This is a genomic window from Ideonella sp. BN130291, from assembly GCF_036231905.1.
Lineage (GTDB): Bacteria > Pseudomonadota > Gammaproteobacteria > Burkholderiales > Burkholderiaceae_C > CAMLIZ01.
The window spans coordinates 544,552-558,829 of the sequence record NZ_JAZARE010000003.1 but is presented as its reverse complement, the minus strand read 5'-3'; the positions used below and the strand labels follow the sequence as shown (position 1 = coordinate 558,829).

General features: G+C 69.4%; 16 protein-coding genes. 7 read left to right on the top strand and 9 right to left on the bottom strand.

What is annotated here, in order from left to right:
* Positions 1–12: 12 nt before the first annotated feature.
* Positions 13–858 (top strand): helix-turn-helix domain-containing protein, encoded by an 846-nt coding sequence (locus VPH43_RS08875; RefSeq protein ID WP_328577315.1) that lies wholly within the window; start codon positions 13–15, stop codon positions 856–858.
* Here the strand turns inward: VPH43_RS08875 and VPH43_RS08870 are convergent.
* The 3 genes from VPH43_RS08870 to lexA all read right to left on the bottom strand — a co-directional run bounded on the left by VPH43_RS08870 (position 840) and on the right by lexA (position 2,345).
* Complete coding sequence (locus VPH43_RS08870; protein WP_328577314.1) at positions 840–1,211, bottom strand: DUF6463 family protein; 372 nt, start codon at positions 1,209–1,211, stop codon at positions 840–842. The two genes, VPH43_RS08875 and VPH43_RS08870, sit on opposite strands and share 19 nt — an antisense overlap.
* Positions 1,212–1,362: 151 nt before the next feature.
* Positions 1,363–1,668, bottom strand: a complete 306-nt coding sequence (locus VPH43_RS08865) for a helix-hairpin-helix domain-containing protein (RefSeq protein WP_328577313.1) — start codon at positions 1,666–1,668, stop codon at positions 1,363–1,365.
* The gene (gene lexA, locus VPH43_RS08860; protein WP_328577312.1) at positions 1,668–2,345 is read right to left on the bottom strand and encodes a transcriptional repressor LexA; all 678 of its coding nucleotides are present in this window, start codon (positions 2,343–2,345) and stop codon (positions 1,668–1,670) included. Before lexA ends, VPH43_RS08865 begins: the two co-directional genes overlap by 1 nt.
* Positions 2,346–2,407: 62 nt before the next feature.
* Between lexA and VPH43_RS08855 the strand changes: the two genes are divergently transcribed.
* Positions 2,408–3,346 carry an asparaginase gene (locus VPH43_RS08855; protein ID WP_328577311.1) on the top strand — a complete coding sequence of 313 codons (939 nt, stop codon included), beginning with the start codon at positions 2,408–2,410 and terminating at the stop codon, positions 3,344–3,346.
* Positions 3,347–3,377: 31 nt separating this feature from the next.
* Here the strand turns inward: VPH43_RS08855 and VPH43_RS08850 are convergent, their stop codons facing one another.
* On the bottom strand, positions 3,378–3,815 hold the full coding sequence (locus VPH43_RS08850) for an organic hydroperoxide resistance protein (RefSeq protein WP_328577310.1): 438 nt from the start codon (positions 3,813–3,815) through the stop codon (positions 3,378–3,380).
* A gap of 37 nt (positions 3,816–3,852) precedes the next feature.
* Positions 3,853–4,332 carry a MarR family winged helix-turn-helix transcriptional regulator gene (locus VPH43_RS08845; protein ID WP_328577309.1) on the bottom strand — a complete coding sequence of 160 codons (480 nt, stop codon included), beginning with the start codon at positions 4,330–4,332 and terminating at the stop codon, positions 3,853–3,855.
* 93 nt (positions 4,333–4,425) lie between these two features.
* Here VPH43_RS08845 and VPH43_RS08840 point away from each other — a divergent pair, with 93 nt between their 5' ends.
* From VPH43_RS08840 to VPH43_RS08820, 5 genes are all read left to right on the top strand, one after another.
* Entirely contained in the window at positions 4,426–6,084 is a 1,659-nt protein-coding gene (locus VPH43_RS08840) for a RecQ family ATP-dependent DNA helicase (protein WP_328577308.1), read from the top strand.
* Between the two features lie 155 nt (positions 6,085–6,239).
* On the top strand, positions 6,240–6,917 hold the full coding sequence (locus tag VPH43_RS08835; protein WP_328577307.1) for an energy transducer TonB: 678 nt from the start codon (positions 6,240–6,242) through the stop codon (positions 6,915–6,917).
* A 3-nt stretch (positions 6,918–6,920) separates the two neighbouring features.
* Entirely contained in the window at positions 6,921–9,125 is a 2,205-nt protein-coding gene (locus VPH43_RS08830; protein WP_328577306.1) for a TonB-dependent receptor, read from the top strand.
* A gap of 14 nt (positions 9,126–9,139) precedes the next feature.
* Positions 9,140–9,820 carry a Fe2+-dependent dioxygenase gene (locus VPH43_RS08825; protein ID WP_328577305.1) on the top strand — a complete coding sequence of 227 codons (681 nt, stop codon included), beginning with the start codon at positions 9,140–9,142 and terminating at the stop codon, positions 9,818–9,820.
* Between the two features lie 58 nt (positions 9,821–9,878).
* On the top strand, positions 9,879–10,556 hold the full coding sequence (locus tag VPH43_RS08820; RefSeq protein WP_328577304.1) for a PepSY-associated TM helix domain-containing protein: 678 nt from the start codon (positions 9,879–9,881) through the stop codon (positions 10,554–10,556).
* Between the two features lie 9 nt (positions 10,557–10,565).
* Here the strand turns inward: VPH43_RS08820 and VPH43_RS08815 are convergent, their stop codons facing one another.
* The 4 genes from VPH43_RS08815 to fdhD form a co-directional block, all read right to left on the bottom strand.
* Positions 10,566–12,506 (bottom strand): ABC-F family ATP-binding cassette domain-containing protein, encoded by a 1,941-nt coding sequence (locus VPH43_RS08815; RefSeq protein ID WP_328577303.1) that lies wholly within the window; start codon positions 12,504–12,506, stop codon positions 10,566–10,568.
* A 205-nt stretch (positions 12,507–12,711) separates the two neighbouring features.
* Positions 12,712–13,224, bottom strand: a complete 513-nt coding sequence (locus tag VPH43_RS08810) for a hypothetical protein (RefSeq protein ID WP_328577302.1) — start codon at positions 13,222–13,224, stop codon at positions 12,712–12,714.
* A complete protein-coding gene (locus VPH43_RS08805; RefSeq protein ID WP_328577301.1) occupies positions 13,224–13,463 on the bottom strand; it encodes a formate dehydrogenase subunit delta in 240 nt (79 codons plus the stop codon). The genes VPH43_RS08810 and VPH43_RS08805 overlap by 1 nt, the downstream gene beginning before the upstream one ends.
* On the bottom strand, positions 13,460–14,269 hold the full coding sequence (gene fdhD, locus VPH43_RS08800) for a formate dehydrogenase accessory sulfurtransferase FdhD (RefSeq protein WP_328577300.1): 810 nt from the start codon (positions 14,267–14,269) through the stop codon (positions 13,460–13,462). The genes VPH43_RS08805 and fdhD overlap by 4 nt, the downstream gene beginning before the upstream one ends.
* Positions 14,270–14,278 lie beyond the last annotated feature (9 nt).

Sequence of the window (14,278 nt, the reverse complement as noted above, 5' to 3'; positions counted from 1 at the left end):
CAAGGAGTCGGCATGACGGCACCGTGCACTGCGCGATTGATCCTGCCTCGCCGCAGCCTGGCGTCGTGCGTGCGGGCGTACGTGGTCCGCGACACCACCGGCCTGCCGCCGCTGCCCGCCGGGCAGCGCTTCAACCACTTTCCTGCGACGACCTTGTGCAGCCTGAACTGGTTCATCGAAGGCCGGGCGCAGATGCTGCTCGAGAACCGGGGCGTGCTCGGTCCCCTGCAGGACCCGCTGCTGTTCCGCGGGCCGCAGACCCGGCCGACGATCAGCCACAACCCGGGGCCGGTGCGGGCCTTCAAGCTGCTGCTCTTTCCGCAGGCGCTGCATGCCTTGACCGGCATGCCCATCGCGGCTTTCGTCGATCGCATCGTGCCGCTGGCGTCGGCACTGGACGGTGCTTGGCTCACGCTGGCCGACGCGGTGCTGCAGTCGAATGACGACGAGAGCCGTGTGGCGCTGATCGAGGACTTTCTGGAGCCGCGGTGGCACGCCGCGCGCCACCGCGGCGGGGTGCCGGCCGGCAAGGTGGGCGACTGGACGCAGGCGCTGCTGTTGCAGGCCGCGACCAGCGGCTGGGGCCGCAGCGCACGCAGTGTCGAGCGCCGTGTCCGGCTGTGGGCCGGCCAGCCGCTGCGCCGATTGAAGCGCCTGGTGCGCGCCGAGGCATCGTGGCGACTGCGCCGTGCCGACGGCCCGTCGGCTGGCTGGGCGGACTTTGCGCAAGGTGCCGGATATGCCGACCAGGCCCACCTGTGCCGGGAGGTGCGCGACATCACCGGCCACAGCCCGGCCGAGTTGTGGGCCAAGGCACAGCACGACGAGCGCTACTGGGCCTACCGCATCTGGGGCTGAGACGGGAGGGGCACGAACAGCAGAAGCAGCGCGAGCAGCAACGCCAGCGGCAGCGGCGACTTCGGAAACGCCGCGACGCCAATGCCCGCGCACACCAGCAGGTAGGCGCCGACCAGCCGCAGCAGGGCCGGCTGCCCGTGCGAGACCGCATGCAAGGCCACCTGCCCGGCCAGCATGAGCTGCGGCCCGGCCATCAGGAACCAGAACGCGGTGCGCCGGGATTCATGCGCTGCGAACTGGCCGATGAAGCCGTCGGCCAGCGCGCCCAGCAACGGCTCCTTGAAGCGAACGAAACCGAAGACGATGTGCGCGATGCCGAGCGCAAACAACGACCATGCCAGCGTGGCAGCCATGAGGGGACTCCTGCGAGGGTGAAGGGGAGGGCGATGCAACGAACCGGACTGTGCGTGGTGCGGCCGCGCCCGTATTGAACGGTTCCGACAGGACGGTTCCCCCCAGGTGCTGAAGCACGCCGCCGGGCGCGCCAGCATTGTTCAAGCCGTGTCAGACCTGCCCGTACAGCGCCTTGCGTTGTGCGGTGTAGTTCCACCAGGGCGCCGGGGCTGCGCCGCGCATGAAGTCGGTGGCCGCCATGAAGGTGTCCAGCACGCATGGGTCCTGGCGCTGGCCGGTCTTGGCGCACAGCGATTGGTACAGCACGAAGGCATCGCGGTTGGCCAGCTCCCTGGGATGGGCAATGCCCAGCAGGCGCAGGTCAGCGGCCAGCGAGGGGCCGATGTTGGGCAACTGTTCCAGCACCTGGCACTCCTCGGCGGAGCGCGCCTTCGGCGTTTTGACGGCGGTTTTCATCACATCAGCATGGTGTTGCGGATGAGGCCGACGGCAATGCCTTCCAGCTCGAAACCCGGCTCATCCGGCGTGACGACGATGGTCTTGAAGTCAGGGTTCTCGGGCAGCAGCTCGATGGTGCTGCGGGTGCGGCGAAAGCGCTTCACTGTCACCTCGTCGCCAAGGCGGGCCACCACGATCTGGCCGTTCTTGGCGTCCCTGGCCTTTTGCACCGCCAGCAGGTCGCCATCGAGGATGCCGGCGTCGCGCATGCTCATGCCACGCACCTTCAGCAGGTAGTCCGGGCGGCGCGCGAACATGCTGGCTTCCATCAGGTAGGTCTGGTCCACATGTTCCTGCGCCAGGATGGGGCTGCCCGCGGCCACGCGGCCCACCAGCGGCAGGCTCAGTTGCGCCAGGCTGGGCAGCGGCAGGCTGAACTGCTTGCCGCGGGCCTCGTTGAGCGCGCGTAAAGTCTCGGACTTCAGGCGGATGCCGCGCGAGGTGCCACCCACCAGCTCGATCACACCCTTGCGGGCCAACGCCTGCAGATGCTCTTCGGCTGCGTTGGCGGAGCGAAAGCCCAGCTCGGCCGCAATTTCAGCCCGGGTGGGTGGTGCGCCGGTGCGCTCGATCGCGCTTTGCACCAGATCGAGGATCTGCTGCTGGCGCTCGGTGAGTTTCGGGCGTTCGTCCATGGGGTCTCTCGTGGCGCTGGTGGTTTATCCAGTGGCTGTATTTTTATCCAGAGTCCAAATAAATGCAAAACAAGCAGCGGGTGGTGATCCTCGGCACCGGCGGCACGATCGCCGGGCGCTCGGCGCAGGCGGGCGACAACGTCGGCTACACCGCCGGCCAGATCGGCGTGGATGCGCTGGTGGCCGCGGTGCCCGCGCTGGCCGGCGAGGCGCTGGAAGCGCAGCAGGTGGCACAGCTGGACAGCAAGGACATGGACCACGCCACCTGGCTGCTGCTGGCCCAGCATCTGGCCTACCAGCTGGCGCGGCCGGAGGTGCAAGGCGTGGTGATCACGCACGGCACCGACACGCTGGAAGAAACCGCCTACTTCCTGCACCGCCTGCTGGCGCCGCCCAAGCCGGTGGTGTTGACGGCGGCCATGCGGCCGGCCACCGCGCTGCTGGCCGATGGCCCGCAGAACCTGCTGGACGCCGTGCGCGTCGCGCGTTGTGCCGGCGCACGCGGCGTGGTGACGGTGCTCAACGGCCAGGTGCTGGCCGCCGAGGACGTGCGCAAGGTGCACAGCTACCGCGTCGAGGCCTTCAGCGCCGGTGACGCCGGGCCGCTGGCCGTGATGGAAGAAGGGCGGCTGCGCCTGTTCCGCGATTGGCCGCAGGGCCAGGCGCTGGGGCTGGCCTGGTTGCCGAGCGACGTGGCCCGGTGGCCGCGCGTGGAGGTGCTGCTCAGCCACGCCGGCGCATCGGGCGGGCTGGTGGAGGCGCTGGTGGCCCAGGGCGTGCGCGGCATCGTGGTGGCCGGCACTGGAAACGGCACGGTGCACCGGGACATGCAGGCGGCACTGCAGCGCGCCCAGCTCGCCGGCGTGAGGGTGCTGCGCAGTTCGCGCTGCGTGAACGGCGCGGTGGTGGGGGACGGCCTGCTGGATTCGGCAGGCGCCTTGCCCCCGGTGAAGGCGCGCATCGAGCTGATGCTGCAGCTGATGGCGCCTTCGGCGGCCTGACCGGCAGGCCGGCCGCTCAGCGAACAGGCCTTCAGGCGGCGATGTTCAGCTTGACGTCGATGTTGCCGCGCGTGGCGTTGGAGTACGGGCACACCTGGTGGGCAGCCTGCACCAGCTGCTCGGCCTGTTCCTTCGACAGGCCCGGCACCTTGATGTTCATTTCCACGGCAATGCCATAACCCACGGCGCCACCGGCCAGGGGGCCGAAGCTCACCGCAGCGTCGATGCTCACGTCGTTGGGCACCTTCAGTTGAAGCTTGGGTGCCACTGCCTTCATCGCGCCGATGAAGCACGCGGAATAACCGGCCGCGAACAGCTGCTCGGGATTCGTGCCTGCGCCGCCGGCGCCGCCCATTTCCTTGGGCGTGGCCAGTTGCACGTCCAACACGCCGTCCGAGCTGCGGGACGTGCCTTGGCGGCCTCCGGTGGAGGTGGCGTGGGCGGTGTAGAGCACTTTGTCGAGAGCCATGGTGGGTCCTTTCGGGTTGCGGAGAAGCTGCGGCCGGTCAGGCCGCGGGGGAAACGGTCGCCTGCACGATCTGGTCGCGCAGGGTCTTCAGCCGCGCGGTGAGCGCAGCCAGTTCATCGAGCGGGCAGCCGGCCGCGCAGGCCACTTCGGGCGGCACCTTGGCGGCACGCTGCTTCAAGTGGCGGCCCGCGGCGGTCAGGCGCAGCAGCACGCGGCGTTCGTCGGCGCTGTCGCGCAGGCGCTGCACCAGGCCGGCGGCCTCCAGGCGCTTGAGCAGCGGGGTCAGCGTGCCCGAGTCAAGCTGCAGGCGCTGGCCGAGGTCGGACACGGTGAGGCCGTCGCCCTCCCACAGCACCAACATCACCAGATACTGCGGATAGGTCAGCCCCAGCGGCTCCAGCAGCGGCTTGTAGAGCTTGGTCATCGCGAGCGACGAGGAGTACAGCGCAAAACACAGCTGGTGGTCCAGCTGCAGCCATTGCTCCTGGGTGCTCTTGGATGGAAGGGTGCGGGCCATGGCGGCAATTGTATTGCGTGCAATTGAATTGTGCTTGACCATGTTCGTCGGTGGGTCTTGGAACACGGGTATGCGGCTTGCCCAAAAGCCCCCATGACCCCCCCGATACCGGCAGCAGTACGCCGTTCGCTGCGAGAGACGTTTGGCCTCACGGAGCTGCGCAGCGGCCAGCAGGAAGTGATAGGTCGTGTGCTCAAGGGCAAGGACACGCTGGCCGTGATGCCCACCGGCGCAGGCAAGTCCCTGTGTTACCAACTGCCGGCCTTGCACCTGGACGGCACCACCGTCGTGGTGTCGCCGCTGATCTCGCTGATGAAGGACCAGGCGGAGAAGCTGGAGGAAGCCGGCGTCGCCGCCGAGCAACTCAACAGCGCCCAGCCGCGGCGCGAGCAGGGTGCCTCGATGGAACGCATTGCCGAGGCCGAGAGTGACATCGTCTTCGCCACGCCGGAGCGCCTGGCGGATGCGGAGTTCCTGCAGGCGCTGGCGGCCCAGCGCGTGGCGCTGCTGGTGGTGGACGAGGCGCACTGCATCTCGCAGTGGGGCCACGATTTCCGGCCGGCCTACCTGGAGATCGGCACCGCCCTGGAAGCCCTGGGGCAGCCGCCGGTGCTGGCCCTCACGGCCACGGCCACGCCCGCGGTGGTGGAGGACATCCGCCACAAGCTCAAGCGGCCCGAGCTGCACCTGGTGAACACCGGCATCTACCGCGACAACCTGCGCCTGCAGGTGGTGCAGGTGACCAACGAAGCGGAAAAATTCGACCGCCTGCTGCAAGCCGTGCGCAAGGCGCAGGGTGGGGGCATCGTCTACACCGCCACGGTGAAGGCCTGCATCGAAGTGCACGAGCGCCTCGCGTCCGCCGGCGAGTCGGTCACGCTCTATCACGGGCGCCTGCCCGCCGCCGAGCGGCATGCCAACCAGGACCGCTTCATGAGTGGCGAGGCGCGCATCATGGTGGCCACCAACGCGTTCGGCATGGGCATCGACAAGCCGGACATCCGCTTCGTGCTGCATTGGCAGATGCCCGGCAGCCCGGAGGCCTACTACCAGGAGGCCGGGCGCGCGGGCCGCGACGGAGAGCCGGCCGATTGCGCGCTGGTGTTCTTCCGCAAGGACCGGCAGGTGCAGCAGTTCTTCCTGGCGCGCCGCTACCCCACCGCGGAGGAGCTGCGCCAGGTGGTCGACGTGCTGGAGCGCGCAGAGGCCGGCTTGGCCGTGGGGGACATCGATGGCCGCCTGCCCGCCGTGCCCGCCAACCGGATTGCGGTGGCACTGAACCTGCTGCGCGACGGTGGCGTCGTGTCCTGCGACCGCAACCGGGTGTGGCACCGGCGCCGCGAGCGGCCAGCGGGCCACACCGTGCTGGCCGAGCTGGCGTCGGCCTACGAACACAAGGCCGAGCGCGACCAGGAGGCGCTGGAGCGCATGGTCTTCTATGCGCAGACGGGGTTCTGCCGCTGGCGCGTGCTGCTGGAGTACTTCGACGAGCCCATGCCCTTCGAGCAGCGCTGCGGCCATTGCGACAACTGCCTGCGCCCGCCGGTGCAGCCGGCGGTGGCCAAGGAGGATGCCTTCCATCGGCCCAAGAAGGCGCCGATGCCGGTGGCCGCCTTCCAGCCGGGCGACAACGTGCGGGTGCCGCGCTATGGCGAAGGCAAGGTGGCGCAGGTAGCGGGTGAGGAGGTGACGGTGGTCTTCCCCGACCGGGCCCGGCGCAGCTTCGTGGCGGCCTACGTGCAGCGGCAGTGAGCGGCCGCGCATGGCGGAACGCCGTGCGCACCCCCTTGATGGAGAGTGCGGTGGCTGGACCCCGCCACGCGGTCCGGGGCGCGTCTTGACAACTATCAAATAAGAATTGTTCGCATTCGTGTTAGAGTTCGCGCCGCTTCGATCTCCAACACGCCATGTTCGCCACACCGTTTGCCTTTGCCCGCCCGCCCGGCACGCCCGAGCGCCGGCAACGCATCATCGTGGTGGGGGCGATCCTGCTGGTGCATGCAGTGGTCGCTTCCGCCCTGCTGCAGGGTGGGCGGCTCCGTATCGCCGTGCCGCCGCCGTCTCCGCTGACCGTCAACCTGGTGTCCGCGCCGCCGCCGCCAGCCGCGCCGGACCGGCCGGTGCACATGCCCGAGCGGCTGCCCCTGCCGCCGATCGACATTCCGCCCCCGCCCGTGCCGCAGGCAGCGCCGGTGGAAGCGGCGGTGATGCATGCGCCCGCGGCCCCGGCGCCAGCCATCACGGTGGCCGCGGCGCCGGCACCGCCTGCCTCGGCAGCGCCTGAGCCGGTGTCGGCCACGCGCATGCTGCCCGCCTCGGCGCTGCAGTACCTGCAGCCCCCGGTGCCAGTTTACCCGCGTGCCTCGCGCCGCGCCGGGGAGGCCGGCCGCGTGGTGGTGCGGGTGTTCGTCGATGAGGCCGGCCTGCCGCGCAACGTGCAGGTGAGCCAGTCCTGCGGCCATGCCCGCCTGGACGAGGCGGCTGTGCAGGCCGTGCAGAACGCTCGCTTCAAACCCGCCACGCACAACGGCGCGCCGCTGTCGGGCTGGGCCCTGATTCCCTTGACCTTTGACCTGGAGACCTGACCTGTGAACCCCACCGCCGTCCCGCTCAGCCTGCGCGCTGCCGCCCTGGCCCTGGCCTTTGGCACCGCGCACGCCCAGCAGGCGCCCAAGAAGGACGAGCCCGAGGCGGCGCTGCCGGAGATCAAGGCCAGCGCCACCCGCGAACGGGACAACGGCGTGGCGGCCACCGGCGCCAAGTTCGAGACGCCGCTGCGCGACGTGCCCCAGTCGGTGACGGTCATCGACCGCAAGATGCTCGATTCCCAGGCCGCCGCCTCCCTGAAGGACTCCCTGCGCAACGTGCCCGGCATCACGCTGGGCGCGGGCGAGGGCGGTGTGATCGGCGACAACATCAACCTGCGCGGCTTCTCGGCGCGCACCGACATCTACCTCGACGGCCTGCGTGACCGCGGCCAGTACAGCCGCGACGTGTTCTCGCTGGAGGCGATCGAGGTGCTCAAGGGCCCGTCGTCCATGCTGTTCGGGCGCGGCTCCACCGGCGGCGTGATCAACCAGATCACCAAGAAGCCCGACCTGCGCGAGCGCGGCGAAGTGGGCGTGACGGTCGGCACGGACGACTACTACCGGGTCAGCGCGGACGTGAACCACCAGCTGTCGGACACATCGGCCGCGCGCCTGTCGGTGTTCGGGCAGGACGTGCAGTCCACCCGCGACGTCACCCGCAACCGCGACTGGGGCGTGGCGCCCTCGGTGCGCTTGGGCATCAACACGCCCACCGAGGTGACGGTGTCGGCGCTGATCCAGCGCAACCGTGACCTGCCGGACTACGGCTTTCCCTTCGTCAGCCGCAATGGCGCCGGCACGGTGCGCGAGCCGATCCATGCGCCTGCGGACCGCTTCTACGGCTACGCCGACGACCATTTCAACCAGTCGGTGAACCTGCTCACGGCGGTGGTGCAGCACAAGCTGAGTGCCAGCACCACGCTGCGCAACCGCACGCTGGTGAGCCACAACACCACCGAGGCCTCGCCGTCGCCGCTGGGCACGGTCAGCCGCATCGGCGGCGGAGTGCCGTCGCTGAACGATCCGCTGGAGCAGTTGCAGGCGCCGCGGCAGGACCGCGACCGCGTGCTCAAGGACAAGACGATCGCCAACCAGACCGACCTGAACATCAAGTTCAACGCGGGCGGCATGGCGCACACGCTGACCACCGGCGTGGAGATCGCGCGCGACGAAAACCGCGAGGACCGGTACGTGTGGAACACCGCGACGGCCAACGCGACCGTAAACCTCGGCAACCCTTCCCTGGGCGAACGCAGTGGCGAACGGGCCCTGTCCCGCACGCTGGTCACCACAGCCGACACGCTGGCGCTGTACGTGAACGACCAGGTGGAGATCACGCCGCAGTGGAAGCTGGTGGTGGGTGTGCGCGGCGAGCGCTTCAAGGCGAGCTCGCAGCTGGACCTGGCTGTATTGCCGACGGCGACGCCGCCATTCCCGGCCGATACCACCTTGCCGGCCACGCCGAAATCGGAGACCGCCTGGACGCCGCGCGCCGGCGTGATCTACCAGCCGAATGACGCGCAATCCTGGTACCTCTCCTACGGCACGTCCTTCAACCCGTCGGCCGAAGCGGTGACACAAAGCGCGAGCACCGGCGCCCTGGACGCGGAGAAGAACCGCTCGGTGGAAACGGGCGTCAAGTGGGACCTGCTGGACGGCGAACTCACGCTCACCGGCGCACTCTTCCGCACTGAAAAGACGAATGCCCGCACCCGTGATGGCACTGGCAATGTGCAGGTGACGGCAGGCCGCCTGCGCGTGCAGGGCCTGGAGTTCACCGCCGCCGGCCGCATCACGCCGGCGTGGCAGGTGTTCGGTGGCTACACCTTCCTGCAAGGCCGCATCGTGAAGTCGCCGGAGCAGGGTACCGGTGTGGACTTGAACATCCCCGCCCAAGGCAAGTCGACGCCCAACACCCCGCGCCACCAGGCGACGGTGTGGACCACCTACCGCGTGACGCCGCAGTGGGAAGTGGGCGGCGGCGTGCTGTATTCGGCCGAGCGCTGGCTCAACAACTTCGAGACCGCGCAGTTGCCCGGCTTCACCCGCTACGACGCCACCGTGGCCTACCTGCAGAAGAACTACGAGCTGCGCCTGAACCTGCAGAACCTGAGCGACAAGGCGTACTTCGAAGCCGCCAGCGCCGGCCGGGCCACGCCGGTGCGTGGGCGCACCGCGCTGTTGAGCGCGCTGGTCCGCTTCTGAGCGAAAGGCTGACGATGATCGTCCAGATCCCCGACGTGCTCACCGCCGAACAGGTGCAGTTCGCGCGCTTTCGCCTGCTTGCCGCCGAGTGGGTGGACGGCCTGGCCACCGCCGGCCACCAGGGCGCGCAGGTCAAGCGCAACCGCCAGCTGCCCGAGGGCTCTCCGGTCGCGCGGGAGCTGGGCGACATCATCCTCGGCGCACTGGAGCGGCATCCGCTGTTCATCAGCGCCGCGCTGCCGGGCCGGGTGTACCCGCCGATGTTCAACCGATACGAAAGCGGCGAGACCTTCGGCACGCATGTGGACAACGCGCTGCGGCTCATCCCCGGCAGCGCCGAGCGCCTGCGCACCGACCTGTCGGCCACGCTGTTCCTGGCCGACCCGGCGGACTACGACGGCGGCGAGCTGCTGATCGAAGACACCTACGGCGTGCACTCGATCAAGCTGCCCGCCGGCCACCTGGTGCTGTATGCCTCCAGCAGCCTGCACCGGGTGGAGCCGGTCACGCGCGGCGCACGGCTGGCGTCCTTCTTCTGGGTGCAGAGCATGGTGCGCGACGAAGGCCAGCGCACCTTGTTGTTCGACCTGGACACGTGCCTCCAGCGCCTGGCGCAAACGAGGGCCGACGAAGCGACCCGGGTGCAGCTCACCGGCTGTTATCACAACCTGCTGCGCATGTGGAGCCAGCCATGAGCGCCACCCGGCCGCCCGAAGGCGCTGGCACCGCAGTGCGAAGCACGGAGGTTACGCGATGAGTGCCGTACTGGACCGGCCGGCGGCGGCCCCCACGCCCGCACAGCGCGCGCACCGGCGCAGCGCCTTGTTCGTGCGCTGGCTGCGCAAGATCCACCTCTATGTGGGCCTGTGGGGTGCGGCGCTGGGCCTGCTGTTCGGCGCCACCGGCATCCTGATGAACCACCGCGCGGTCATGAAGATCCCGGTGGAGAAGATGGTGCAGAGCACCGCGCAGCTGCGCACGCCGGAACATGGCTTCGAGCGCGCGGACCAGATGGCCGCCTGGCTGCAGTCGCAAGTGGCCTTCGACACACCGCCGGCCCGGGTGAAGGTGGACCCGCCGCGGGGTGTGGTGTGGGGCGACCAGACCGTGCAGCAGCCCGAACGCTGGACCTTCAACTGGCACGCGCCGCACCGGACGGTGATGGCGGAGTACTACATCGGCAACCGGTTCGTGAAGCTGGAAACCCAGGATGCCACGGCCATCGGCGTGCTCACACGGCTGCACACCGCCAGCGGCGTGACGGCCTTCTGGGTGCTGCTGGCCGACACCATCGCCGGCGGCATGATCGTGTTGTCGGTCACCGGCCTGCTGCTGTGGAGCCGGCTGCATCCGGTGAAGCTGGCCACGGTGGCGGTGGCCTGCGCGGCGCTGCTGGGGACGGTGGGCTTTCTCTGGAGCGCCACCAGTTAGCCTCGGCGTTCAGGCGGGTGGCTGCCCCAGCTGCTCCAGCGCTTCGCTGATCTCCAGCCAGCGCGCCTCCAGCGCCTCGATCTCGTCCTCCAGCGCCTTCAGGCGCTTGCCGTGGTCGGCGCGTTCGGACGCCAGCAGGCCGGCACTGGACAACAAACCCAGCACGGTGGTGCGCTCGGCCGCCGCGGCCGCCATGCGCTGGTCCACCTTCTTCAGCTCGCTCTTGAGCGGCTTCACCTGGTCGGCCAGCTTCTGCCGCTGCGCGGCCTGGGCCTTGCGGTCGTCACGCTGGCCCGAGCCCTTGGCGACCGGGGCTGCCGCCTGGCGCACTTCCTTGGCCTCGCGCGTGGCGGCTCGCGCCGCTTCACGCGCCTGCTCCAGCAGCCAGCGTTGGTAGTCGTCCAGGTCGCCATCGAAGGGTTGCACGCCGCCACCGGCCACCAGCCAGAACTCGTCGCACACCTCGCGCAGCAGGGCGCGGTCGTGGCTCACCAGCATCACCGTGCCTTCGAACTCGTTGAGCGCCATCGACAGCGCCTCGCGGGTGGTGAGGTCCAGGTGGTTGGTCGGCTCGTCCAGCAGCAGCAGGTTGGGCTTCTGCCAGACGATGGTGGCCAGCACCAGGCGCGCCTTCTCACCGCCCGACAGCGAGCCGATCGGCTGGTGCACCATGTCGCCCACGAAGCGGAACTGGCCGAGGAAGTCGCGCAGCTCCTGCTCGCGCGCCTGCGGGCTCACCTCCTTGGCCAGCCGCACCATCTGCTGCAGCGGTGTGTCGTCACCGTGCAGCACGTCCATCTCCTGCTGCGCGAAATAGCCGATCGCCAGGCCCTTGCCCTCGGTGAGGGTGCCGGCCAGCGGCGGCAGCATGTGGGCGATGGTCTTCACCAGCGTGGACTTGCCCTGGCCGTTGGCACCCAGCACGCCGATGCGCTGGCCGGCCAGCACGCTGCGGCTGACGTCGCGCACGATCACCGTTTTGTCATAGCCGCATGACAAGTCGCGGAACGAGAGCATCGGGTTCGGCAGGTTCGCCGGTTCGCGGAACTCGAAGGAGAAGTCGCTGGCGGTGAGCACCGGCGCGATCTTTTCCATGCGGGCCAGTGCCTTCACCCGGCTTTGCGCCTGCTTGGCCTTGCTGGCCTTGGCCTTGAAGCGGTCGATGAAGCGCTGCAGCTGCGCGATCTTGTCCTGCTGGCGCGAGAAGGCGCTGGCCTGCTGGCTCAGCCGCTCGGAGCGCATCTCCTCGAAGGTGGAGTAGTTGCCGCCATAGCGCATGAGCTGGGCGTCGTCCAGGTGCAAGGTGACCTTGGTGATCGCGTCCAGGAACTCGCGGTCGTGGCTGATGATGAACAGCGTGCCGGCGTAGCGCTGCAACCAGGCCTCCAGCCACACCAGTGCGTCCAGGTCCAGGTGGTTGGTGGGTTCGTCCAGCAGCAGCAGGTCGGCCGGGCACATCAGCGCCCTCGCGAGTTGCAGCCGCATGCGCCAGCCGCCGGAGAAGCTGTTCACCGGCGCGTCCAGCTGCAGCGGCTTGAAACCCAGGCCGAGCAGCAGCGCCTGCGCGCGGGCGCGGGCATCGAACACGCCGGCTTCTTCGAGCAGCACGTGCGCGTCGGCGATCGCATGGCCGTCGCCGAAGGCTTCGGCCGCCGCCAGCGCCTGCTGCGCCTCCTGCAGCGGGATGTCGCCCTGCAGCACGAAGTCGGTGGCGCCGTCCTCGGTTTCGGGCATGTTCTGCGCCACTTCGCCGATGCGCCAGCGTGCCGGGATGTCGAAGTCGCCGGCGTCGGCATGCAGCCGGCCGGTGAGCAGCGCGAAGAGGGAGGACTTGCCGGCGCCATTGCGGCCCACCAGGCCGATCTTCTCGCCGGGGTTGAGTGTCACGCTGGTGTTCTGCAGCACGACCTTGGTGCCGCGGCGCAGCGTGATGTTCTTGAGCGTGATCATGGAGTGTTCGAGCCCCCACGCTCCCTTTGGTCGCTGCCCCCCGAGGGGGCCCTTGCTGCGGACCGGCGGAGCCGGATCCGCGCAAGACCTGGGCTGCGGCCGCTGGACGCGGCGCAAGAAGGGCTGGAGGGACGCGCAGAGGAAGGTGCAGAGGAAGGTGCAGAGGAGGGTGCAGCCCGGGCGAAGGGGGGATTATCGTGTGGGACTACTTCTTCCGGACGTACTTGCCGTCGAAGGCGACGTCCCAGCTCTTGCCGTCGTCGGCCGAGGTTTGCCACAACTGGCGCACGCTGCCGTCGGTTTGCGGGGTCCAGCTGATGCGTTGCTTCACCAGCCGGCCCGGCTGCTTGTCGTCCGGCAGGGTGCCTTCGAGCACCATCTGGCTGCCGGACCAGCCGCCGGTGAGGCTGAGGCGGCCACCGGCGGCGTCCACCCATTCCTGGTGCCAGCGCTGGTCGGTGGCGTCGTAGGTGTTGAGGCTCTTGCCGGAGAAGCCGCCGCGGCCTTCCCAGTGTTCCAGCAGGGCGCAGCCCTGGGCGATGGATTCGATGCGGTTGGTGCCGGCGGGCTTGCCGTCGGGCGTCGTCACGTCCCATTGGCCGACCCAGAAGTCGAACTGGCGGTGTGGTGTGTCGGTGCAGCCGAGCTTGGGTTGCGCGGGGCAGGCCAGCGCTGTCAGCGACAGGGCCAGCCCGGTGGCCAGAACGTGCAAACGCATCATGAGGTCTCCAGCGGCAGCAACTCACCACGATGCTGCTGCAGGGCCTGCAACACCAGGGGGTGCAACCCGCTCTCGGCGGCTTGGTCGATGTGTTGGAACATCGCGCGCCGCATGCGCGGATCCCAGAACTTCCGGATGTGGGTGGCGATGCCGTTGCGGGCTTCGTCGGCATCGGGCATGGCGGCAAAGAAGTCGCCGATGCTGTTGGCCATGTGGATCAGGCGGTCAGGGTTCATGGGCTCAGGTGGTCGGTGTGGCTGTAGGCCACCCAGTCGTCGCCGCGGGCAAAACCGACCAGGCACAGCCCGGCCTGCTCGGCGCTGCGGACCGCCAGCGCGGTGGGGGCGGAGATGGCGGCCAGCAGGCCCACGCCGGCACGCGCGGCCTTCTGCACCATCTCGAAACTTGCACGGCTGGTCACGGCGATGAAACCGGTGCTTGCCGGTGCACCGGCACGGGCGAGCGCGCCGATCAGCTTGTCCAGCGCATTGTGGCGGCCCACGTCTTCCCGCAGCAGGGCCAGGTCGCCCTCAGGCGTGCACCAGGCAGCGGCATGGGTGGCGCCAGTGGCGGCCTGCAGGGTTTGCGAGCCGCGCAGCGCCTGCATCGCGCGTCCCACCGCGGCGGCTTGGATGCGAAAGGCCTGCACCGGCTGGCCCATGGCGGGCAGCGCCTGCGCCAGGCTCTCGGTGCCGCACAGGCCGCAGCCGGTACGCCCGGCCAGGGTGCGGCGGCGGTCCTTCAGGCGCGCCAGGCAGCGGCTGGTGATCTCGATCTCCAGCACCAGGCCTTCCGGCGTGTGCTGCAGATCCACGCCATGCACATCGGCCGGGGTGTCCACCAGGCCTTCGCTGAGCGAAAAGCCGTAGGCAAAGTCTTCCAGGTCCAGCGGCGAGGCCAGCATCACCGCATGCGAGATGCCGTTGTACTGCAGCGCCACCGGCACTTCGTCGGCCACCCAGTCGTGCGTGGACTCCACGCTGCCGGCATGACAGCCGCGCACCTGCACGGCCACCGCGCCGGGTACCGGGTCGCGTGTCATGCCCGCGGG

Bases quoted from the DNA above. Each gene is read 5' to 3' on its own strand.
- VPH43_RS08875 (WP_328577315.1), top strand. From the start codon at position 13: ATGACGGCACCGTGCACTGCGCGATTGATCCTGCCTCGCCGCAGCCTG.
- VPH43_RS08870 (WP_328577314.1), bottom strand. From the start codon at position 1,211: ATGGCTGCCACGCTGGCATGGTCGTTGTTTGCGCTCGGCATCGCGCAC.
- VPH43_RS08865 (WP_328577313.1), bottom strand. From the start codon at position 1,668: ATGAAAACCGCCGTCAAAACGCCGAAGGCGCGCTCCGCCGAGGAGTGC.
- lexA (WP_328577312.1), bottom strand. From the start codon at position 2,345: ATGGACGAACGCCCGAAACTCACCGAGCGCCAGCAGCAGATCCTCGAT.
- VPH43_RS08855 (WP_328577311.1), top strand. From the start codon at position 2,408: ATGCAAAACAAGCAGCGGGTGGTGATCCTCGGCACCGGCGGCACGATC.
- VPH43_RS08850 (WP_328577310.1), bottom strand. From the start codon at position 3,815: ATGGCTCTCGACAAAGTGCTCTACACCGCCCACGCCACCTCCACCGGA.
- VPH43_RS08845 (WP_328577309.1), bottom strand. From the start codon at position 4,332: ATGGCCCGCACCCTTCCATCCAAGAGCACCCAGGAGCAATGGCTGCAG.
- VPH43_RS08840 (WP_328577308.1), top strand. From the start codon at position 4,426: ATGACCCCCCCGATACCGGCAGCAGTACGCCGTTCGCTGCGAGAGACG.
- VPH43_RS08835 (WP_328577307.1), top strand. From the start codon at position 6,240: ATGTTCGCCACACCGTTTGCCTTTGCCCGCCCGCCCGGCACGCCCGAG.
- VPH43_RS08825 (WP_328577305.1), top strand. From the start codon at position 9,140: ATGATCGTCCAGATCCCCGACGTGCTCACCGCCGAACAGGTGCAGTTC.
- VPH43_RS08820 (WP_328577304.1), top strand. From the start codon at position 9,879: ATGAGTGCCGTACTGGACCGGCCGGCGGCGGCCCCCACGCCCGCACAG.
- VPH43_RS08815 (WP_328577303.1), bottom strand. From the start codon at position 12,506: ATGATCACGCTCAAGAACATCACGCTGCGCCGCGGCACCAAGGTCGTG.
- VPH43_RS08810 (WP_328577302.1), bottom strand. From the start codon at position 13,224: ATGCGTTTGCACGTTCTGGCCACCGGGCTGGCCCTGTCGCTGACAGCG.
- VPH43_RS08805 (WP_328577301.1), bottom strand. From the start codon at position 13,463: ATGAACCCTGACCGCCTGATCCACATGGCCAACAGCATCGGCGACTTC.
- fdhD (WP_328577300.1), bottom strand. From the start codon at position 14,269: ATGACACGCGACCCGGTACCCGGCGCGGTGGCCGTGCAGGTGCGCGGC.